Here is a 19958-nt window from a genome sequence, read left to right as displayed (position 1 = left end):
AGACGACGAGCATATGGATGGATGGCAGCGTGCTTTCGTCCTGCATAGTCGTCCCTGGAGCGAAACCAGCCTGATGCTGGACGTCTTCACGGAAGAGTCGGGCCGCGTGCGCCTTGTTGCGAAAGGCGCACGTTCCAAACGTTCTAACCTGAAAGGCGCCTTACAGCCTTTCACGCCGCTGCTGGTACGTTTTGGTGGGCGAGGGGAAGTTAAAACCCTGCGCAGCGCCGAAGCCGTCTCCCTGGCGCTTCCTCTCTCGGGCATCACGCTCTACAGCGGCCTGTATGTCAATGAACTCATCTCACGCGTTCTTGAACATGAGACGCGCTTCTCTGAACTTTTCTTTGATTATCTGCACTGTATCCAGGCGCTGGCTGGCGCAACCGGCACGCCCGAGCCTGCGCTGCGGCGTTTTGAACTGGCGCTGCTGGGCCATCTTGGGTACGGGGTCGATTTTCTGCACTGTGCGGGCAGCGGTGACGAAGTGGAAGACACCATGACCTACCGCTACCGCGAAGAAAAGGGTTTTATTGCCAGCATCGTGATCGACAACAGCACCTTTACCGGGCGCCAGCTCCGGGCGCTGTATGAGCGCGAGTTTCCCGATCAGGATACCCTGCGCGCAGCAAAACGCTTTACCCGGATTGCCCTCAAGCCGTATCTTGGCGGCAAGCCCTTAAAGAGCCGCGAATTATTCAGGCAGTTTGTGCCGAAACGTTAGACTACAGAATCGAAAAGAAAACCGAGGATTGTCATGGCTGAATTACTGTTAGGCGTCAACATCGATCACATCGCCACGCTGCGTAATGCGCGCGGCACGGCGTATCCCGATCCGGTTCAGGCGGCGTTTATCGCTGAACAGGCTGGCGCCGACGGCATTACCGTTCATCTGCGTGAAGACCGTCGCCACATCACCGACCGCGACGTGCGCATTCTGCGCCAGACGCTGGATACCCGTATGAATCTGGAGATGGCGGTCACCGAAGAGATGCTGGCGATTGCCTGTGAGACTCAGCCGCACTTCTGCTGCCTGGTGCCGGAAAAACGCCAGGAAGTGACGACCGAAGGCGGTCTGGATGTGGCCGGTCAGCTCGACAAAATGCGCGATGCCTGCAAGCGCCTGGCGGATGCCGGTATCCTGGTTTCGCTGTTTATTGACGCCGATTTCACCCAGATTAAAGCGGCAGCCGACGTGGGCGCGCCGTATATCGAAATTCACACCGGCTGCTATGCCGATGCCAAAAATGATGAAGAGCAGGCGAAAGAGCTGGAGCGTATTGCCAAAGCGGCTACCTACGCGGCGAGCCTGGGTCTGAAGGTCAATGCCGGTCACGGCCTGACCTACCATAACGTGAAGCCCATTGCCGCCATCCCGGAAATGCACGAGCTGAACATCGGTCACGCGATTATTGGCCGTGCGGTGATGAGCGGCCTGAAAGAGGCGGTCTCAGAAATGAAACGCCTGATGCAGGAAGCGCGTCAGTAATGGCCATTTTGGGCTTAGGCACCGATATCGTTGAAATAGCTCGCATTGAAGCGGTGATCGCCCGCAGCGGCGATCGCCTCGCAAGACGCGTGCTGAGCGATAACGAATGGGCCATCTGGGAAGCGCATCAGCAGCCGGTGCGTTTCCTGGCGAAGCGCTTTGCGGTAAAAGAGGCGGCCGCCAAAGCCTTCGGAACAGGTATTCGTAACGGTCTGGCGTTCAACCAGTTTGAAGTGTTTAACGATGAGCTGGGTAAGCCCAGCCTGCGCTTATGGGGCGAGGCGCAAAAGCTGGCCGAGAAGCTGGGCGTGAATCACGTGCACGTGACGATCGCCGATGAGCGCCACTATGCCAGCGCAACGGTGATCATCGAAAGTTAAAGTTTGTCCGCGTGGTGCATCAGGACAAACTTATCCCACAGCTGCTCTTCGCTCTCGACGTGTGCCGGATCCTTCAGGATGGTATTGGGGATCGGGCACACTTTCTGACAGGTCGGCGTTTCATAGTGGCCGATGCATTCGGTGCAGCGGTCGCTGTTAATCTCATAAATGCTGTCGCCCATCGAAATGGCCTGGTTCGGGCATTCGGGCTCGCACATATCGCAATTAATGCATTTTTTGGTAATTAACAGCGCCATCAGGAAATTCTCAGAAACAACACAAACTGGGCGGGCATTATACGCGTCAAACCAGTTTCTTTACCAGTTCTTCGCTGTGGCGAATGCGCTCGGGCGCACGCTCCAGATCCTGCTGCACCAGCGCCATAAACAGCAGGTCCGTCAGCATCATTTGTGCGCTGGTGGACGAGATAGCCGCACTGCGCGTGGCCTGCTCCTCGGCAATGGTATATAAACAGCGCGTGGCTCGCTGCTGCAGGGCATTCGGCGTAAAACCGGTGATCGCCAGAATTTTACCGCCGACGCGCAGGACTTCATCGGTGGCCATGTTGATCTCGCGGCGCTCGCCGGAATAGGAGATCGCCAGCAGCAGATCGTCAGGATCCATCGCCTGTACGGTCGCCAGCAGGGCGTGCATATCCTGCTCGACGATGGCGTTAAGGCCAATTTTTGTCAGCTTCCAGCCAAAGTTACGCGCCACAAGTCCGGACGCGCCGATGCCGGTCAGAATGATTCGCCGCGCGCCGCGCAACATCGCCACGCTCTCCAGCAGCTTCTCTTCCGTATTCACATCGAGCGTCGCATGCATGGCCGCCACGTTCTCTTTGATCAGCTTTTCGCCGACCAGCCGCATCGGATCGTCTCCGCGGATCTGATTATGCACCGGCATGGACTGCGGATTGGGGTTACTGACCAGCGCTTCACTGATCGCCAGCTTGAGGGCGGGGAATCCCTTAAAGCCAATCTTCTGCGCAAATTTCACCACGCTGGACTGGCTCACCCCGGCTTCACTCGCCAGCTGCTGCGAGCTGAGATGGCGCGCGTGATCGGGTTGAGAAAGCAGAAAATCCGCCAGCTTCTTGTCGCTTTGGGCAAAGCCTGCGTAGCGCTGGCGAATGCGAATTAAACAGTTCATACGGTCTCCTGGCGAAAATGTGATTATCTGCGCAAATACGGATTTTGCTCGCCTGAATGAATTTTATATTCCATTATAGTGTGATTATTATGAATTAAAAATTCTTGAGGTACAAAAATGAATCTTGGCTCACTTGTTTCTGAAACGCGTAACCCGCAAACCATGGATCTGGATGCGCTCTCCACCCTGGAGCTGGTTAACCGCTTTAATCAACAGGATACGCTGGTCGCGCAGGCAGTGAAAGAGACATTACCTGAGGTGGCGAAAGCGGTAGATGCGGCGGCGGAAGCCCTCAAGGCAGGTGGACGTATTATTTACATGGGGGCGGGGACCAGCGGGCGTCTTGGGGTCCTGGACGCGTCAGAATGTCCGCCCACCTTTGGAGTGCCGCATGGTCTGGTGGTTGGGCTGATTGCCGGTGGACCCGGTGCGCTGCTGAAAGCCGTTGAAGGGGCGGAAGATAACAAACAGCTGGGCGAGGATGACCTGAAGGCGCTGAATCTGACGGCGAAGGATCTGGTGGTCGGGCTGGCGGCATCCGGGCGCACGCCGTACGTGATTGGCGGGCTGGAATACGCTAACCAGACCGGCTGCACGACGGTCGCCATCTCCTGTAACCCTGGCTCACCGATTGCACAGGTGGCCGCTATCGCTATCTCTCCGGTGGTTGGGCCGGAAGCGCTCACCGGCTCCACGCGCCTGAAATCCGGGACCGCGCAAAAGCTGGTGCTCAATATGATCTCCACCGGCGCGATGGTGAAGTTCGGCAAGGTGTATCAGAACCTGATGGTGGATATGCAGGCCACCAACGTCAAGCTGGTGGACAGAGCCTGCCGCATGGTGATGGAGGCGACCGGCGCAGGGCGTGAAGAGGCGGAAGCGGTGCTCAAACAGACCGATCACGATGTTAAGCCTGCCATTCTGATGATCTTAAGCGGGCTGGATGCGGCGAGCGCGAGAGCCAAACTCGATGCGCATAACGGCTTCTTACGGGCGGCATTAGAAAACTAACAGAGGCGTGTATGGACAAAACAGCAGCGCTCGCCAGCGGTATCCTGCAGGGGATCGGTGGGGAAAAAAATATTCAGCGTCTCGAAAACTGCATGACGCGCGTACGCGTCGAGGTGCATAACGACGACCAGCTTGACGTGCCACGTCTGAAGCAACTGTCCGGGGTCAGCGGCTACGTGAAACAGGGTCAGCAGCATCAGCTGATTGTCGGCCCGGGGAAAGCGGCGCAGGTTGTCGATGCCATGCGGGCGCTGATGGGCGTTAGCGCGAGCGTGTCGATTGACGATGCTGAGCGCACCAAAGCGCAGGTGAAGGCCAAATATAAAGCCCCGATGAGCGACGCGCTGCGACAGCTCGCAAACGTCTTTATTCCGCTGATCCCGGCGTTTATTGCTTCGGGCCTGATCACCGGGATCATCAATATCCTCAAGCGACCGGATATTGTGGGGGATTTCGCCACGCAGTATCCGAACCTACTGGGGATTCTTGGGATCTTCGGCAGCGCGGTGTTCGCCATCATGAACATTCTGGTCGGGGTCAATACCGCGAAGGTGTTTGGCGGATCGCTGGCGATGGGCGGGGTGATGGCGGGCATCTTGTCCAGCCCGCAGCTGGCGCAGATCACGCTGTTTGGTGAGGCGCTTCAGCCGGGCCGCGGCGGGGTGATCGCGGTGCTGCTGGTGGTCATCCTGATGTGCTGGATCGAGAAACGGCTGCGCGCGGTTCTGCCAGGCTCGATTGAGCTGATTCTCAACCCGCTGCTGACTACGCTGATTACCGGTAGCGTAGCGATTGTCGCCCTCCAGCCGTTAGGCGGGTGGATCTCTGAAGCCATCGCCCACGGTGCGTCGCTGGCGATTGACCGCGGCGGCCTGTTAGTGGGCGCGGTGCTGTCGGGTACTTTCCTGCCGCTGGTGCTGACCGGGCTGCATCAGGGTCTGGTGCCGATCCACGTCGAGCTGGTGCAGGCGCATGGCTATAATGCGCTGCTGCCTATCCTGTCGATGGCGGGGGTAGGGCAGGTCGGCGCGGCAATTGCGGTACTGATGAAAACCCGCAACGCGCGTCTGAAAAAGGTGATTAAAGGCGCACTCCCGGTCGGCCTGCTCGGTATTGGCGAGCCGCTGATTTTTGGCGTCACGCTGCCGCTGGGTAAACCGTTCCTCGCGGCCTGTCTGGGCGGCGCAGTAGGCGGGGCGCTGATCAGCTACTGGAAGGTCGCAACCGTTATTACCTTTGGCATTTCGGGTTTACCGCTGGCATTAACCATCGTGACCGGAAAAGTGATGCTCTATCTGTTAGGCTATTTAGTAGCGGTGATCGCCGGGTTCCTGTTTACCTGGCTATTAGGATTCAACGACCCAGAGGAGTAAGGTTTGGCAAATCACGCGCGTCGCGTTGTCTTTTTCGACCTGGATGGCACGCTGCATCAGCAGGATATGTTTGGTACGTTTATGCGTTACCTGCTGCGGCGTCTACCTCTGAATGCGCTGCTCGTGCTACCGCTCTTACCGGCGATCGGTATCGCGCTGCTGGTGAAAGGCCGTGCGGCGCGATGGCCGATGAGCCTGCTGCTGTGGGGATGTACGTTTGGGCACAGCGAAGCGCGGCTTAAGCAGCTGGAGCAGGATTTTGCGCACTGGTTTCGCGGCCACGTTGCCGCCTTTCCGGTGGTGCAGGCGCGCCTTACCGGCTATCTCGACGCGAACGATGCCGACATCTGGCTGATTACCGGCTCCCCGCAGACGCTGGTGGAGCAAGTCTATTTTGATACCCCCTGGCTACCGCGCGTGAATCTTATCGCCACGCAAATTGCCCGCGGCTACGGCGGTTGGGTACTGACGATGCGCTGCCTGGGGCATGAAAAAGTGGTCCAGCTGGAGAAACGCATCGGTACGCCGCTGCGCCTGTACAGCGGCTACAGCGACAGTAAACAGGACAACCCGCTGCTCTATTTTTGCCAGCATCGCTGGCGCGTTACGCCATCAGGTGAACTCCAGCAACTCGAATAGTCTTATCCATAATCGGCGTGTATAATGCCGCCCGCTTTTCGACTGGAGTATCAACCGTTGTCCAACCCTGAACTCGACCATGAATACTGGATGCGCCATGCGCTGACGCTGGCTCAGCGTGCCTGGGACGAGGGCGAAGTGCCCGTGGGCGCCGTGCTGGTCCACAATAACCAGGTGATTGGTGAAGGATGGAACCGCCCCATTGGCCGCCACGATCCTACCGCGCACGCCGAAATCATGGCGCTTCGTCAGGGCGGTCTGGTGCTGCAAAACTATCGCCTGCTTGATACCACGCTGTATGTGACGCTTGAGCCATGCGTGATGTGTTCCGGGGCGATGGTGCACAGCCGGATCGGGACTTTAGTCTTCGGTGCGCGGGATGAAAAAACCGGCGCGGCCGGTTCACTGATGGACGTGCTGGGTCACCCGGGGATGAACCACCAGGTGAAGACTATCGGCGGGGTGCTTGCACCAGAGTGTTCGGGGCTATTAAGCGATTTCTTTCGAATGCGCCGTCAGCAGAAAAAGCAGCAAAAGGCAGAATTGAAGCCGTCGGCCGATTAAGCTCGTCCGGCGCCACGACAGGGTAGCTTTGGGCCAGCTGTTTGGCCTCTGTCGCCTCTTTTTCTTTCTCCAGCAGATACCCGACCAGGCTAATCTGATATTTACGGATATTTTCCACGTAGGCGTAGGCTTCATGCCCGCGCGCGTAGCCGTACGTCAGCTTGTTATACCATGGCTTCTGGCTCAGCAGCGGCAGCCGCTGCTTTACGTCTGACCAGCTGTCCGGGTTGCCTTTCGTTTTGGCCGTCAGCGCTCGCGCATCCAGCATATGCGCATAGCCCATATTGTAGGCCGCCAGCGCGAACCAGATCCGCTCCTCTTCCGGCACCGTTTCCGGGACTTTGGCCATCATATCCTGCAGGTAGCGCGCACCGCCGCTGATGCTCTGTTCCGCATCGGTACGGTCATTGACGCCCAGGCTCAGCGCGGTATTTTTGGTTAACATCATCAAACCACGTACGCCAGTCGGAGACGTTGCCTGGGTATCCCAGTGGGATTCCTGATACGAAATAGCCGCCAGCAGTTTCCAGTCAATTTCCTGAGCGTATTTTTCGAACAGCGGCTGCAGGTCCGGCAGGACGCTGTCTACCGCACGCAGGAAGCTGCGGGTGTCAACGTAATCAAAGTCATCACCATGCCCGAGGTACTTCTCCTCCAGGCGCGCCAGCGTACCGTCTTCATTCATGGTGTTGAAGAAATCGAGCATCGCGGCAGAGAGGGTCTGATCGTCATCGAGCTGAGTAAACCAGGTCACAGGCTGCTCGTCGGTGACGTCCAGCGCCACGGCGATTTCAGGATGCACCCGCTGGAACAGGCTGATCGCGACCGAATCGGCGATGGTGTAGGGGACTTTCTGATCTTTTACCTGCTCCAGCAGCTCCGTCGTGCCGAGTTTCGCATCCACTGTCCAGCTCAGGTCCGGATATTTCTTCTCCTTGAGCTCACGCAGATCGTCAATCACCACGTGACCGGGGGCAATCGTCAGCTGCCGATCGTTAATCGAGGCCAGCGAGCGCGGGCGCAGGCTCCCGACGCGATAAACCAGCTGCTGCGAAACGGAGTAGTAGGTCGGGCCTGGCTGGTAGTTTTTGCTGCGCTCGCTGTTATACACCAGCCCGGCGGCAAGCATATCGGCATCGTCGTTATCGAGGTCATCAAACAGCTGGTTGATATTCTGGCGGACGGTGATTTTTAGCTTCACGCCAAGATAATCGGCGAACTGTTGTGCCAGTTCATAATCCAGACCAATGATTTTGCCGTTGATGTCGCTGTAAATCAGCGGAGAGTTAAGGGTACTGACGCGCAATTCCCCCCGCTCCTGAATGGCGGCGATACGGTTTTCGGCTTTGCCGATCCAGGGGAGGGAAGGCCAGAGGGCCACTGCCAGCAGCAACGTTACAATGCCGATGAGCAGATAATTAATCTTTAATTTTTTCAATTAGTTAATTCTCTGCGACGCCGGTTGCCTCAGTCTGCTGTAGCCATGTTAACAATAAGGTTTGCCATTGAATGAGCGGCATTTTGCGTAAACTTGCGCCACTTGGCAACCAATTAGAGAGACAGGTCACATCTATTGTTAAATCTCTTCGTCAATTTTATTTCGACGCAAACGGTTTCGTCGGCGCTCAGGATTCTCTATAATGACGCCCGTTTTCCCCCCTTGCGCACACTGTAAGCGCCCCGGCGCTTCGAAGACGAGAGACTTATGATGGAAATTCTGCGTGGTTCGCCTGCACTGTCTGCCTTCCGTATTACCAAACTGCTGGCACGTTTTCAGGCGGCCGACCTTCCGGTAAGCAATATTTACGCTGAGTATGTCCATTTTGCTGACCTGAATGCCCCCCTGAATGCAGAGGAGCGCGTACAGCTGGAACGCCTGCTCAAGTATGGCCCAAGCCTCAGCAGCCATACGCCAACCGGCAAACTGATCCTTGCGACGCCGCGTCCGGGCACCATCTCCCCCTGGTCTTCCAAAGCCACCGACATCGCCCACAACTGTGGCCTGAGCCAGATTAACCGTCTGGAGCGCGGCGTGGCGTACTACGTGGAAGCCTCTACCCTGAGCGACGCGCAGTGGCAGGCGGTTGCGGCTGAACTGCACGACCGCATGATGGAGAGCGTATTTGCCTCTCTTGATGACGCGCAGAAGCTTTTCTCCCACCATCAGCCTGCGCCGGTACAGAGCGTGGACCTGCTGGGGCAGGGCCGTCAGGCACTGATTGACGCCAACCTGCGTCTCGGCCTGGCGCTGGCAGAAGACGAAATCGACTACCTGCAGGATGCGTTCGTTAAGCTCAACCGTAACCCGAACGACATCGAACTCTATATGTTCGCGCAGGCGAACTCTGAGCACTGCCGTCACAAGATTTTCAATGCCGACTGGATTATTGACGGCGAACAGCAGCCAAAGTCGCTGTTCAAAATGATCAAAAACACCATGGAGCAAACCCCTGACCACGTGCTGTCTGCCTATAAAGACAACGCCGCGGTGATGGAAGGTTCCGAGGTGGGCCGCTTCTTCGCCGATCGCGAAGCAGGGCGCTATGACTTCCATCAGGAGCCCGCGCATATCCTGATGAAGGTTGAAACCCACAACCACCCGACCGCGATCTCCCCGTGGCCGGGTGCGGCGACCGGCTCCGGCGGTGAAATCCGTGACGAAGGGGCGACCGGTCGTGGTGCAAAACCCAAAGCCGGTCTGGTCGGTTTCTCCGTCTCCAACCTGCGTATCCCGGGCTTTGAACAGCCGTGGGAAGAAGATTTCGGCAAGCCAGAGCGCATTGTGACCGCGCTGGATATCATGACCGAAGGCCCGCTGGGCGGCGCGGCGTTTAACAACGAATTTGGTCGTCCGGCGCTGAACGGTTACTTCCGTACCTATGAAGAGAAAGTGGACAGTCACAACGGCGAAGAGCTGCGCGGCTACCACAAACCGATCATGCTGGCGGGCGGGATCGGCAACATCCGTGCCGATCACGTGCAGAAAGGCGAGATCGTCGTCGGCGCGAAGCTGATCGTGCTCGGCGGCCCGGCGATGAACATCGGTCTGGGCGGTGGTGCGGCCTCTTCGATGGCCTCCGGCCAGTCTGATGCGGATCTCGACTTCGCGTCCGTGCAGCGTGACAACCCTGAGATGGAGCGTCGCTGCCAGGAAGTGATCGACCGCTGCTGGCAGCTGGGCGACGCTAACCCGATCCTCTTCATCCACGACGTGGGCGCGGGCGGTCTGTCTAATGCCATGCCGGAGCTGGTGAGCGACGGCGGCCGCGGTGGTCGTTTCAACCTGCGCGATATCCTGAGCGATGAGCCGGGCATGAGCCCACTGGAAATCTGGTGTAACGAATCCCAGGAGCGCTACGTGCTGGCCGTTGCGGCGGATCAGCTGCCGCTGTTTGACGAGCTGTGCCGCCGCGAGCGCGCGCCGTATGCCGTCATCGGTGAAGCGACCGAAGAGCAGCACCTGACTCTGAGCGACACCCATTTCGACAACCAGCCGATCGATCTGCCGCTCGACGTCCTGCTCGGTAAAACGCCGAAGATGACCCGCGACGTGCAGACCCGTAAAGCGGCGGGCAAAGCGCTGGATCGCCAGGGCATTACCGTGGCTGAAGCCGTTAATCGCGTGCTGCACCTGCCAGCTGTTGCTGAGAAAACCTTCCTGGTGACCATCGGCGACCGTACCGTGACCGGTATGGTATCCCGCGATCAGATGGTTGGCCCGTGGCAGATCCCGGTGGCGAACTGCGCCGTGACCACCGCGAGCCTCGACAGCTACTACGGCGAAGCGATGGCGCTGGGTGAACGCACCCCGGTCGCGCTGCTGGACTTCGCGGCCTCTGCCCGTCTGGCGGTCGGTGAAGCGCTGACCAACATCGCCGCGACGCAGATTGGCGATATCAAACGTATCAAGCTCTCCGCAAACTGGATGGCCGCTGCCGGTCACCCAGGCGAAGATGCGGGCCTGTATGAAGCCGTGAAGGCGGTGGGTGAGGAGCTGTGTCCTGCCCTCGGCCTGACCATTCCGGTGGGCAAAGACTCCATGTCGATGAAAACCCGCTGGCAGGAAGGTAACGAGCAGCGCGAGATGACCTCCCCGCTGTCGCTGGTGATCACCGCGTTTGCCCGCGTGGAAGACGTGCGTCACACCGTTACGCCGCAGCTGGCGACCGAAGATAACGCCCTGCTGCTGATTGACCTGGGTAAAGGCCACAACGCGCTGGGCGCCACCGCGCTGGCGCAGGTTTACCGTCAGCTTGGCGATAAGCCAGCCGACGTGCGCGACGTGGCGCAGCTAAAAGGCTTCTACGACGCCATCCAGGCGCTGGTGGCGCAGCGTAAGCTGCTGGCCTACCACGACCGTTCCGACGGCGGCCTGCTGGTGACCCTGGCAGAGATGGCCTTCACCGGCCACTGCGGGGTTGAAGCCAACATCGCTACGCTGGGTGAAGATCGTCTGGCGGCGCTGTTTAACGAAGAGCTGGGCGCCGTGATTCAGGTGCGTGCGGCAGATCGCGACGCGGTTGAAGCGATTCTGGCGCAGCACGGTCTGGCTGACTGCGTGCACTATCTGGGTAAAGCCGTTAAGGGCGATCGCTTCGTCATTGAAGCTGACGGTCACGCCGTGTTCAGCGAAAGCCGCACCACGCTGCGCATGTGGTGGGCGGAAACCACCTGGCAGATGCAGCGCCTGCGTGATAACCCGGAATGTGCCGATCAGGAGCACAACGCGAAGGCCAATGACCAGGATCCAGGCCTGAACGTGAAGCTCTCCTTCGACATCAACGAAGACATCGCCGCGCCGTACATTGCGACTGGTGCGCGTCCGAAAGTGGCCGTGCTGCGCGAGCAGGGCGTTAACTCCCACGTTGAGATGGCTGCCGCCTTCCACCGCGCGGGCTTTGACGCTATCGACGTTCACATGAGCGACCTGCTGGCCGGACGTACCGGTCTGGAAGATTTCCAGGCGCTGGTGGCGTGCGGTGGTTTCTCCTACGGTGACGTGCTGGGTGCGGGCGAGGGCTGGGCGAAATCTATCCTCTTCAACAGCCGCGTGCGCGACGAGTTCGAAACCTTCTTCCATCGTCCGCAGACCCTGGCGCTGGGCGTGTGTAATGGCTGCCAGATGATGTCTAACCTGCGCGAGCTGATCCCGGGCAGCGAAGCCTGGCCGCGCTTTGTGCGTAACCAGTCTGACCGCTTCGAAGCGCGCTTCAGCCTGGTGGAAGTGACCCAGAGCCCGTCTCTGCTGCTGCAGGGAATGGTCGGGTCGCAGATGCCAATCGCGGTGTCCCATGGCGAAGGTCAGGTCGAAGTGCGTGATGCCGCGCATCTGGCTCAGCTGGAGAGCAAAGGTCTGGTAGCGCTGCGCTTTGTCGATAACTTCGGCAAGGTCACCGAAACCTACCCGGCCAACCCGAACGGTTCGGTGAACGGTATTACTGCGGTAACCAGCGAAAGCGGTCGTGCAACCATCATGATGCCGCATCCTGAACGTGTGTTCCGTACCGTGAGCAATTCCTGGCACCCGGAAAACTGGGGCGAGGACAGCCCGTGGATGCGTATCTTCCGCAACGCGCGTAAGCAGCTGGGTTAAGTTTCAGCGTCCTGACTGTAGGCCCGGTGAGCGCGAGCGCCACCGGGCTTTTTTGTCTCTGTCGCAAAATCGCGACAACCCTTTGGTTTGAGTGTCTCCAAAAGGAGACATTTAACTTATTGATTTATATGTGGCAGGAAAGGTTCCCGTTAAGGTGTTGCTGAACAGCGACACTTAGCCTGAAAATCATTCAACCGATAACGAACGGGTTAAGCGAGTAAAAACTATATATTTCAAGGTGTTAATTTTTTGTTTTGCATTCTGGCACGGGTGTTGCATAATATTAACCAGTGGCTCATTCACCTTCTTATGTCAGCCCCTTCGGGACGTGCTACATAAACTTCGAATGACGCACAAAAAGGTGCCTGCCGTCCAACTACTGATCATAGCGATGCTTTATCAGGCCAGGGCGAAACGTCGAGTTAGGCACCGCCTCATTCCATGACAAAGCCGGGTTTTTACCCGGCTTTGTTGTATCTGAAGGGCAGACTCAGTTACGCTCTGCGTAAACCCCATTAAGAGAGTAATGCGTTGAAACGCTGGCCCGTTTTTCCCCGCTCCCTGCGACAGCTCGTCATGATGGCCTTTCTGCTGATCCTGCTGCCGTTGCTGATCCTTGCCTGGCAGGCGTGGCAAAGCCTGAACGCGCTGAGCGCGCAGGCGGCATTAACCAACCGCACGACGCTTATTGACGCCCGGCGCAGTGAGGCCATGACCAACGCCGCCCTGGAGATGGAGCGCAGCTATCGTCAGTACTGCGTGCTTGACGATCGCACGCTGGAAAAGGTGTACCAGAGTCAGCGCAAGCGCTACAGCGAAATGCTGGACGCCCACGCCGGCGTATTGCCTGACGACAAGCTGTATCAGGCGTTACGTCAGGATCTGAACGATCTCGCACAGCTGCAGTGCCAAAATAGTGGACCCGATGCCGCCGCCGCCGCGCGCCTGGAAGCCTTCGCCAACGCCAACACCGAGATGGTGCAGTCAACCCGCACGGTGATTTTCTCGCGCGGCCAGCAGCTTCAGCAGGAGATTGCCGAGCGCGGCCAGTTCTTCGGCTGGCAGGCGCTGGTGCTGTTCCTCGTGAGCCTCGGGCTGGTTCTGCTCTTTACCCGCATGATCATCGGCCCGGTGAAGGGGATCCAGCGGATGATCAACCGCCTGGGGGAGGGAAAATCGCTGGGTGATACAGTCGCTTTTAAAGGTCCCCGGGAACTGCGATCGGTGGGTCAGCGTATTATCTGGCTGTCCGAGCGCCTGGCGTGGCTTGAATCACAGCGTCATCAGTTCCTGCGCCATATCTCCCATGAGCTTAAAACGCCGCTCGCCAGCATGCGCGAAGGGACGGAACTGCTGGCGGACGAAGTGGCTGGGCCGCTTACGCCCGAACAGAAAGAAATTGTCGAGATCCTGGATAACAGCAGCCGCAATCTGCAGAAGCTGATTGAGCAACTGCTGGATTACAACCGCAAGCTGGCTGACGGGGCGGTTGTACTGGAAAACGTCGACATTGAACCGCTGGTGGATATGGTGATCTCCGCCCATAGCTTGCCAGCAAGAGCTAAAATGATGAATACCGGTGTAGAGCTGAATGCGCCGACCTGTCTCGCTGAACCCATGCTGCTAATGAGCGTGCTGGATAATCTTTATTCCAATGCGGTGCACTATGGTACTGAATCCGGTAACATTTATATCCGAAGCTATATGAAGGGTTCCCGGGTGTTTATAGACGTCGCTAACACCGGCACCCCGATCCCCGATGACGAAAAAACCATGATCTTCGAGCCCTTTTTCCAGGGGAGTCATCAGCGGAAAGGTGCGGTGAAAGGCAGTGGTCTGGGCTTAAGCATCGCCCGGGACTGCATACGACGCATGCAGGGTGAGCTAAACATTGCCACGGACGAACGTTCGGATGTTTGCTTCCGTATTGAACTGCCCCTGAGCCGGAAAAATCAATAAAATGAATCTATGTCTGGTGAGTATGTCACACGTCTTTTCCCGCGCCGTACGCGCGGTGTTTTCCCGCAGCACGCTTCGCCTGAGCCTGCCCAGTTTATTTCTGGCTGGGTGTGTTTCCCATGTGCCGCAAAGTGCGATTAGCGATAAACAAGAAGATAAATGGCCCGATAACCAGCTGGCCGATTTCCTCTCAACCCGCTGTGACGACATCTGGAACCTGTCGGGGCATGACGTCGAAAGTAACCCGCTGTTCTGGCTGCGCGGGATAGACTGCGCCCAGCGTCTGGCGCCGGTTGACGCCCGCGCGAAAGCGGCGATGTTGGATGATGATACCTGGCAGGACGCGTTCAAGCGTGGGATTTTGCTGGCGGATGCGAAAATCACTCCCGTTGAACGCCGCGCCAACGTGACCCGACTGGACACGTTTGTGGTCAATCTTCCGGTACAGATCCGCCCGGTATACCAGCTCTGGCGTGAGGGACAGACGCTACAGCTTCAGCTTTCTGAAGAGCGCTCCCGCTACAGCAAGCTGCAACAGTCAACCGATAGCGAGCTTGATACACTGCGCCAACAGCAGCAACATTTACGTACGCAGCTGGATACCACGACGCGTAAGCTGGAGAACCTGACCGATATCGAAAGACAGCTCTCGTCGCGTAAATATCAGCCGGGGAGTTCATCCGCTGCGCCGGACAGCGATACGCCGAAACAAGAGGATGTGAAGCATGACGAGCCGTAAACCAGCCCATCTCTTACTGGTGGATGACGATCCCGGTCTGTTAAAGCTGCTGGGGATGCGTCTGGTGAGTGAAGGTTACAGCGTCGTGACCGCGGAAAGCGGGCTGGAGGGGCTGAAAATTCTCAGCCGCGAGAAAATCGATCTGGTGATAAGCGACCTGCGGATGGATGAAATGGACGGCCTGCAGCTGTTTGCGGAGATCCAGAAGCAGCAGCCGGGGATGCCCGTGATTATCCTGACCGCGCACGGGTCGATCCCGGATGCGGTTGCCGCGACGCAGCAGGGGGTATTCAGCTTCCTGACCAAGCCGGTGGACAAAGATGCGCTGTATAAGGCTATCGACAGCGCACTGGAACATGCCGCTCCGGCGGGGGATGAAGCGTGGCGGGAGCCTATCGTCACCCGCAGCCCCGTGATGCTGCGCCTGCTGGAACAGGCGAGGATGGTGGCGCAGTCTGACGTCAGCGTGCTCATCAACGGCCAGAGCGGAACCGGGAAAGAGATCCTCGCGCAGGCGATTCATAACGCCAGCCCGCGCAGCAAGAACGCCTTTATTGCGATTAACTGCGGCGCGCTCCCGGAGCAGCTGCTTGAATCTGAACTGTTTGGTCATGCCCGCGGCGCATTCACCGGCGCGGTAAGCAGCCGTGAAGGGCTGTTCCAGGCGGCGGAAGGCGGCACGCTGTTCCTGGACGAGATTGGCGACATGCCCGCGCCGCTGCAGGTCAAGCTGCTGCGCGTGCTGCAGGAGCGCAAAGTGCGCCCGCTGGGCAGCAACCGCGATATCGATATTAACGTGCGAATTATCTCCGCTACCCACCGCGATCTGCCAAAAGTGATGGCCCGCAACGAGTTCCGCGAAGATCTCTACTACCGTCTGAACGTGGTCAACCTGAAGATCCCGGCGCTGGCCGAACGTGCGGAAGACATCCCGCTACTGGCGAACCATCTTTTGCGCCAGGCGGCCGATCGTCATAAACCGTTCGTGCGCGCGTTTTCCACCGATGCGATGAAGCGGCTGATGGCCGCAAGCTGGCCGGGTAACGTGCGTCAGCTGGTGAACGTGATTGAGCAGTGCGTGGCGCTGACCTCCTCACCGGTCATCAGCGACGCGCTGGTGGAGCAGGCGCTGGAAGGGGAAAACACGGCGCTGCCGACGTTTGCCGAAGCGCGTAACCAGTTTGAGCTGAACTATCTGCGTAAGCTGCTGCAGATCACCAAAGGCAACGTGACCCACGCGGCGCGGATGGCCGGGCGCAACCGCACCGAGTTTTACAAGCTGCTCTCGCGTCACGAGCTGGAAGCGAACGATTTTAAAGAGTAGTACCGCAAAATTCGCCTGAATATGGTACTGTGAGCAATCGATTACGAGGCAGCTTACAGGCAAGAGTTTAAGGACCCACCATGAAAAAGATTGATGCGATTATTAAACCTTTCAAACTGGATGATGTGCGTGAAGCGCTGGCGGAAGTCGGCATCACCGGGATGACCGTGACGGAAGTGAAAGGTTTTGGTCGTCAGAAAGGTCACACCGAGCTTTACCGTGGCGCAGAATACATGGTCGACTTTCTGCCGAAAGTGAAAATTGAAATCGTGGTCAGCGATGATATCGTGGACACCTGTGTGGACACCATTATCCGCACGGCGCAAACCGGCAAAATTGGCGACGGTAAAATCTTCGTCTTTGACGTGGCGCGCGTGATCCGTATCCGTACCGGCGAAGAAGACGACGCCGCAATTTAACGTTCTTGCCGGGTGGCGCTGCGCTTACCCGGCCTACAAAACTCTTCGTAGGCCCGCGCAAGCGAAGCGCCGCCGGGCGATTACAGCACCTTATGCGGGCCGAAGCACTCGTAATGAATGCTGTCTTTGTTCACACCCAGCCCCACCAGCTGCTGCGCGGCATACTGCATAAATGCCACCGGTCCACAGACGTAGAACTGCATGTCCGGCGCGCTAAACGCCCCTTCCATCTGGCTTAAATTCATCAGACCTTCGCTGTCAAACCGTGCGGCTGCGCGGTCTGCTTCCGTCGGCAGGCGATACCAGGTGTGCGCGGTGAAACGCGGCAGGGAGGCCCCGAGCGTTTTCACCTCATCCGCAAAAGCGTGCACGTCGCCGTTTTCGGCGGCATGGAACCAGTTAACCTGTGCACCGTGGTGTGATTTTGCCAGCGTATCAAGCATCGCCAACATCGGCGTCTGGCCGACGCCCGCAGAGATCAGCGTGACCGGCGTATGGGCTTCAACGGCCATAAAGAAGTCGCCCGCTGGCGCGGCCAGATGGACCACGTCGCCCACGTTCGCTTCGTTGTGCAGCCAGCTGGAAACCTGACCGCCGTCCTCACGCTTCACCGCAATGCGGTAGCCTTTACCGTTTGGCTTGCTGGTAAGAGAATACTGACGTATCTCCTGATGCGGGAAACCTTCAGGCTTCAGCCACACGCCCAGATACTGCCCTGGCTGGTAATCGGCCACCGGTTGACCGTCCACCGGCTCAAACTCGAAGCTGGTGATTAACGCACTGCGCGGCGTTTTCTCAACGATGCGGAACGCGCGCGTGCCTTCCCAGCCGCCGTTCTTACTGGCGTTTTCGCTGTAGATCTGCGCTTCACGGTTGATAAACACGTTTGCCAGCACTCCGTAGGCTTTACCCCACGCGTCCAGCACCTCCTGGCCCGGGCTGAACATCTCGTCCAGCGTTGCCAGCAGGTGACCACCCACGATGTCGTACTGCTCGGGTTTGATCTGGAAGCTGGTATGTTTCTGCGCGATTTTTTCCACCGCAGGCAGCAACGCTGGCAGGTTTTCAATATTGCTGGCGTACGCCGCGATGGCGTTGAACAGCGCTTCACGTTGATCGCCGTTACGCTGGTTGCTCATGTTGAAAATCTCTTTGAGCTCCGGGTTGTGCGTGAACATGCGATCGTAGAAATGGGCGGTGAGTTTAGGGCCGGTTTGCACCAGCAGGGGAATGGTGGCTTTTACGGTAGCGATGGTTTGAGCGTCGAGCATGAGCGCGTCCTTTTGATGTTACTTTAATGATGTATTTTAAATGCATCTTATAAAAAATACCCCTGCGTTGTAAATGGTTCTTTGCAAGATGAAAAATATGCATCACAAACCTGAAAAGAAATCCGCTGGAAAGGGCGAGAGCTTTATTCCTCAAACCCTTGCGTGGCGGGTAGGAAAACGTTTGCGTAAAATCGTTTGTCAAGACCTGTTATCACAGAACTAATCAGTTATACTGTTGCCCGTCGTCCAACAGGACTGCCTTTTCAGGCCAAAATTTACTTGTTAGCTGAGTCAGGAGATGCGGATGTTAAAGCGTGAAATGAACATTGCCGATTATGATGCCGAACTGTGGCAGGCTATGGAGCAGGAAAAAGTACGTCAGGAAGAGCACATCGAACTGATCGCCTCCGAAAACTACACCAGCCCGCGCGTTATGCAGGCGCAGGGTTCTCAGCTGACCAACAAATACGCTGAAGGTTACCCGGGCAAACGCTATTACGGCGGTTGCGAGTACGTTGATATCGTTGAGCAGCTGGCTATCGATCGTGCGAAAGAACTTTTTGGCGCTGACTATGCAAACGTCCAGCCGCACTCTGGCTCTCAGGCTAACTTCGCGGTCTACACCGCGCTGCTGCAGCCGGGCGATACCGTTCTGGGTATGAACCTGGCGCAGGGCGGCCACCTGACTCACGGCTCCCCGGTTAACTTCTCCGGCAAACTGTACAACATCATCCCTTACGGTATTGATGAGTCCGGTAAAATTGACTACGAAGACATGGCGAAGCAGGCTAAAGAGCACAAACCGAAGATGATCATCGGTGGCTTCTCTGCTTACTCCGGTATCGTTGACTGGGCAAAAATGCGCGAAATCGCAGACAGCATCGGTGCTTACCTGTTCGTTGACATGGCGCACGTTGCGGGTCTGATCGCTGCAGGCGTTTACCCGAACCCGGTTCCACACGCTCACGTTGTGACCACCACCACCCACAAAACCCTGGCGGGTCCACGCGGTGGCCTGATCCTGGCGAAAGGCGGTGACGAAGAGCTGTACAAAAAACTGAACTCCGCGGTGTTCCCAAGCGCGCAGGGCGGCCCACTGATGCACGTTATCGCGGCAAAAGCGGTCGCGCTGAAAGAAGCGATGGAGCCAGAGTTCAAGGTTTACCAGCAGCAGGTTGCTAAGAACGCCAAAGCGATGGTGGAAGTGTTCCTGAACCGTGGCTACAAAGTGGTATCCGGCGGGACTGAAAACCACCTGTTCCTGCTGGATCTGGTTGATAAGAACCTGACCGGTAAAGAAGCTGACGCAGCCCTGGGCCGCGCCAACATCACCGTGAACAAAAACAGCGTGCCAAACGATCCGAAGAGCCCGTTCGTGACGTCCGGTATCCGTATCGGTTCTCCGGCCGTGACTCGCCGCGGTTTCAAAGAAGCAGAAGTGAAAGAACTGGCTGGCTGGATGTGTGACGTTCTGGACAACATCAATGACGAAGCGGTTATCGAGCGCGTCAAAGGTAAAGTTCTGGATATCTGCGCACGCTTCCCGGTTTACGCATAATTCCTCTGCTTTGCAGAAATAAAAAAGGCCGCGCATGCGGCCTTTTTTTATGGCTTAACGCCGGTCCAGGGAGATGGCGCCTGGCCCCACAATCGCCAGCAAAATAAAGGCGCCAGCAATACTGACGTTCTTGTAGAAGTTAATCATGTTCGGTACGACCGCATCACCGGTCATATCCCAGTAATGATGCCCAATCACCGCCGTTCCGAGAGTGTAGAACACAAACAGTACCGCGAGAGGACGGGTGAAAAACCCCAGTACGATCAGAATAGCGGCAGGCACTTCCATGACTACCGCAATAATGGCCGCCAGCATGGGCATCGGCGTGCCCAGCGAGGTCATGTATTGTACGGTGCCGCTAAACCCCGTCAGTTTTGGATAACCAAAGATAATAAACAGCACGACAAGCGCGATGCGGCCAATGAGCAGCAGCAGGTGACGTGACTGGCCGAAATCAAGATAACGTAGTGAGTTCATGGCAGAAAAACCT

18 protein-coding genes are annotated in these 19958 nt (G+C 57.6%); 13 read left to right on the top strand and 5 right to left on the bottom strand.

All coding sequences use genetic code 11. The annotated features are described in order from the left end of the window. Nucleotides 1–13 precede the first annotated feature (13 nt). From recO to acpS, 3 genes are read left to right on the top strand one after another with little or no spacing between them, the layout of a single operon-like run. Nucleotides 14–721, top strand: a complete 708-nt coding sequence (gene recO, locus LJA86_RS12705; protein WP_023333058.1) for a DNA repair protein RecO — start codon at nucleotides 14–16, stop codon at nucleotides 719–721. A gap of 33 nt (nucleotides 722–754) precedes the next feature. Continuing rightward, nucleotides 755–1486 (top strand): pyridoxine 5'-phosphate synthase, encoded by a 732-nt coding sequence (gene pdxJ, locus LJA86_RS12700; RefSeq protein WP_045908533.1) that lies wholly within the window; start codon nucleotides 755–757, stop codon nucleotides 1484–1486. Continuing rightward, nucleotides 1486–1866 (top strand): holo-ACP synthase, encoded by a 381-nt coding sequence (gene acpS, locus LJA86_RS12695; protein ID WP_008502178.1) that lies wholly within the window; start codon nucleotides 1486–1488, stop codon nucleotides 1864–1866. The genes pdxJ and acpS overlap by 1 nt, the downstream gene beginning before the upstream one ends. On the opposite strand, the gene LJA86_RS12690 is transcribed toward acpS, so the two are convergent. Further along, nucleotides 1863–2123: a YfhL family 4Fe-4S dicluster ferredoxin gene (locus tag LJA86_RS12690; protein WP_008502177.1), complete on the bottom strand. Its 261-nt coding sequence runs from the start codon at nucleotides 2121–2123 to the stop codon at nucleotides 1863–1865. The two genes, acpS and LJA86_RS12690, sit on opposite strands and share 4 nt — an antisense overlap. Nucleotides 2124–2169: 46 nt before the next feature. Next, nucleotides 2170–3018 (bottom strand): MurR/RpiR family transcriptional regulator, encoded by an 849-nt coding sequence (locus LJA86_RS12685; protein WP_045908534.1) that lies wholly within the window; start codon nucleotides 3016–3018, stop codon nucleotides 2170–2172. Between the two features lie 117 nt (nucleotides 3019–3135). Between LJA86_RS12685 and murQ the strand changes: the two genes are divergently transcribed. Genes murQ through tadA form a run of 4 tightly spaced genes read left to right on the top strand, consistent with a single transcriptional unit; the run spans nucleotide 3136 to nucleotide 6605 of the window. Beyond that, the gene (gene murQ / locus LJA86_RS12680; RefSeq protein WP_045908535.1) at nucleotides 3136–4029 is read left to right on the top strand and encodes an N-acetylmuramic acid 6-phosphate etherase; all 894 of its coding nucleotides are present in this window, start codon (nucleotides 3136–3138) and stop codon (nucleotides 4027–4029) included. Nucleotides 4030–4040: 11 nt separating this feature from the next. Further along, nucleotides 4041–5402, top strand: coding sequence for a PTS transporter subunit EIIC (locus LJA86_RS12675; RefSeq protein WP_045908536.1), 1362 nt, complete (start codon nucleotides 4041–4043; stop codon nucleotides 5400–5402). A 3-nt stretch (nucleotides 5403–5405) separates the two neighbouring features. Further along, nucleotides 5406–6041 carry a phosphatidylglycerophosphatase C gene (gene yfhb, locus LJA86_RS12670; protein WP_045908537.1) on the top strand — a complete coding sequence of 212 codons (636 nt, stop codon included), beginning with the start codon at nucleotides 5406–5408 and terminating at the stop codon, nucleotides 6039–6041. A 24-nt stretch (nucleotides 6042–6065) separates the two neighbouring features. Further along, a complete protein-coding gene (gene tadA, locus LJA86_RS12665) occupies nucleotides 6066–6605 on the top strand; it encodes a tRNA adenosine(34) deaminase TadA (protein WP_045908538.1) in 540 nt (179 codons plus the stop codon). On the opposite strand, the gene mltF is transcribed toward tadA, so the two are convergent. After that, on the bottom strand, nucleotides 6493–8043 hold the full coding sequence (mltF, locus tag LJA86_RS12660) for a membrane-bound lytic murein transglycosylase MltF (protein WP_048029578.1): 1551 nt from the start codon (nucleotides 8041–8043) through the stop codon (nucleotides 6493–6495). The genes tadA and mltF overlap by 113 nt on opposite strands. Nucleotides 8044–8310: 267 nt before the next feature. Between mltF and purL the strand changes: the two genes are divergently transcribed. The 5 genes from purL (at nucleotide 8311) to glnB (ending at nucleotide 16639) form a co-directional block, all read left to right on the top strand. Beyond that, a complete protein-coding gene (purL, locus tag LJA86_RS12655) occupies nucleotides 8311–12198 on the top strand; it encodes a phosphoribosylformylglycinamidine synthase (protein WP_045908540.1) in 3888 nt (1295 codons plus the stop codon). A 531-nt stretch (nucleotides 12199–12729) separates the two neighbouring features. Further along, complete coding sequence (gene qseE / locus LJA86_RS12650) at nucleotides 12730–14157, top strand: two component system sensor histidine kinase QseE/GlrK (protein ID WP_229226240.1); 1428 nt, start codon at nucleotides 12730–12732, stop codon at nucleotides 14155–14157. Between the two features lies 1 nt (nucleotide 14158). Next, nucleotides 14159–14896 (top strand): two-component system QseEF-associated lipoprotein QseG, encoded by a 738-nt coding sequence (gene qseG, locus LJA86_RS12645; protein ID WP_048029581.1) that lies wholly within the window; start codon nucleotides 14159–14161, stop codon nucleotides 14894–14896. Beyond that, the gene (gene glrR / locus LJA86_RS12640) at nucleotides 14883–16220 is read left to right on the top strand and encodes a two-component system response regulator GlrR (protein ID WP_045908542.1); all 1338 of its coding nucleotides are present in this window, start codon (nucleotides 14883–14885) and stop codon (nucleotides 16218–16220) included. The genes qseG and glrR overlap by 14 nt, the downstream gene beginning before the upstream one ends. A gap of 80 nt (nucleotides 16221–16300) precedes the next feature. Next, the gene (gene glnB / locus LJA86_RS12635) at nucleotides 16301–16639 is read left to right on the top strand and encodes a nitrogen regulatory protein P-II (protein WP_003860685.1); all 339 of its coding nucleotides are present in this window, start codon (nucleotides 16301–16303) and stop codon (nucleotides 16637–16639) included. Nucleotides 16640–16719: 80 nt separating this feature from the next. On the opposite strand, the gene hmpA is transcribed toward glnB, so the two are convergent. Continuing rightward, entirely contained in the window at nucleotides 16720–17910 is a 1191-nt protein-coding gene (hmpA, locus tag LJA86_RS12630; protein ID WP_196365178.1) for an NO-inducible flavohemoprotein, read from the bottom strand. A gap of 304 nt (nucleotides 17911–18214) precedes the next feature. On the opposite strand from hmpA, the gene glyA reads away from it, so the two are divergent. Further along, a complete protein-coding gene (gene glyA / locus LJA86_RS12625; RefSeq protein WP_008502165.1) occupies nucleotides 18215–19468 on the top strand; it encodes a serine hydroxymethyltransferase in 1254 nt (417 codons plus the stop codon). A 54-nt stretch (nucleotides 19469–19522) separates the two neighbouring features. Here the strand turns inward: glyA and LJA86_RS12620 are convergent, their stop codons facing one another. Next, nucleotides 19523–19945 carry a DoxX family protein gene (locus LJA86_RS12620; protein WP_008502164.1) on the bottom strand — a complete coding sequence of 141 codons (423 nt, stop codon included), beginning with the start codon at nucleotides 19943–19945 and terminating at the stop codon, nucleotides 19523–19525. Nucleotides 19946–19958: the final 13 nt, after the last annotated feature.

Source organism: Enterobacter sp. TCD1-1, from assembly GCF_020567405.1.
Taxonomy (GTDB): Bacteria; Pseudomonadota; Gammaproteobacteria; order Enterobacterales; family Enterobacteriaceae; genus Enterobacter; species Enterobacter quasiroggenkampii.
Note: the sequence above shows the minus strand (reverse complement) of the source record. Positions and strands in the feature narration are given on the sequence as shown.

Bases quoted from the DNA above. Each gene is read 5' to 3' on its own strand.
- recO (WP_023333058.1), top strand. From the start codon at position 14: ATGGATGGATGGCAGCGTGCTTTCGTCCTGCATAGTCGTCCCTGGAGC.
- pdxJ (WP_045908533.1), top strand. From the start codon at position 755: ATGGCTGAATTACTGTTAGGCGTCAACATCGATCACATCGCCACGCTG.
- acpS (WP_008502178.1), top strand. From the start codon at position 1,486: ATGGCCATTTTGGGCTTAGGCACCGATATCGTTGAAATAGCTCGCATT.
- LJA86_RS12690 (WP_008502177.1), bottom strand. From the start codon at position 2,123: ATGGCGCTGTTAATTACCAAAAAATGCATTAATTGCGATATGTGCGAG.
- LJA86_RS12685 (WP_045908534.1), bottom strand. From the start codon at position 3,018: ATGAACTGTTTAATTCGCATTCGCCAGCGCTACGCAGGCTTTGCCCAA.
- murQ (WP_045908535.1), top strand. From the start codon at position 3,136: ATGAATCTTGGCTCACTTGTTTCTGAAACGCGTAACCCGCAAACCATG.
- LJA86_RS12675 (WP_045908536.1), top strand. From the start codon at position 4,041: ATGGACAAAACAGCAGCGCTCGCCAGCGGTATCCTGCAGGGGATCGGT.
- tadA (WP_045908538.1), top strand. From the start codon at position 6,066: ATGCCGCCCGCTTTTCGACTGGAGTATCAACCGTTGTCCAACCCTGAA.
- purL (WP_045908540.1), top strand. From the start codon at position 8,311: ATGATGGAAATTCTGCGTGGTTCGCCTGCACTGTCTGCCTTCCGTATT.
- qseG (WP_048029581.1), top strand. From the start codon at position 14,159: ATGAATCTATGTCTGGTGAGTATGTCACACGTCTTTTCCCGCGCCGTA.
- glrR (WP_045908542.1), top strand. From the start codon at position 14,883: ATGACGAGCCGTAAACCAGCCCATCTCTTACTGGTGGATGACGATCCC.
- glnB (WP_003860685.1), top strand. From the start codon at position 16,301: ATGAAAAAGATTGATGCGATTATTAAACCTTTCAAACTGGATGATGTG.
- hmpA (WP_196365178.1), bottom strand. From the start codon at position 17,910: ATGCTCGACGCTCAAACCATCGCTACCGTAAAAGCCACCATTCCCCTG.
- glyA (WP_008502165.1), top strand. From the start codon at position 18,215: ATGTTAAAGCGTGAAATGAACATTGCCGATTATGATGCCGAACTGTGG.
- LJA86_RS12620 (WP_008502164.1), bottom strand. From the start codon at position 19,945: ATGAACTCACTACGTTATCTTGATTTCGGCCAGTCACGTCACCTGCTG.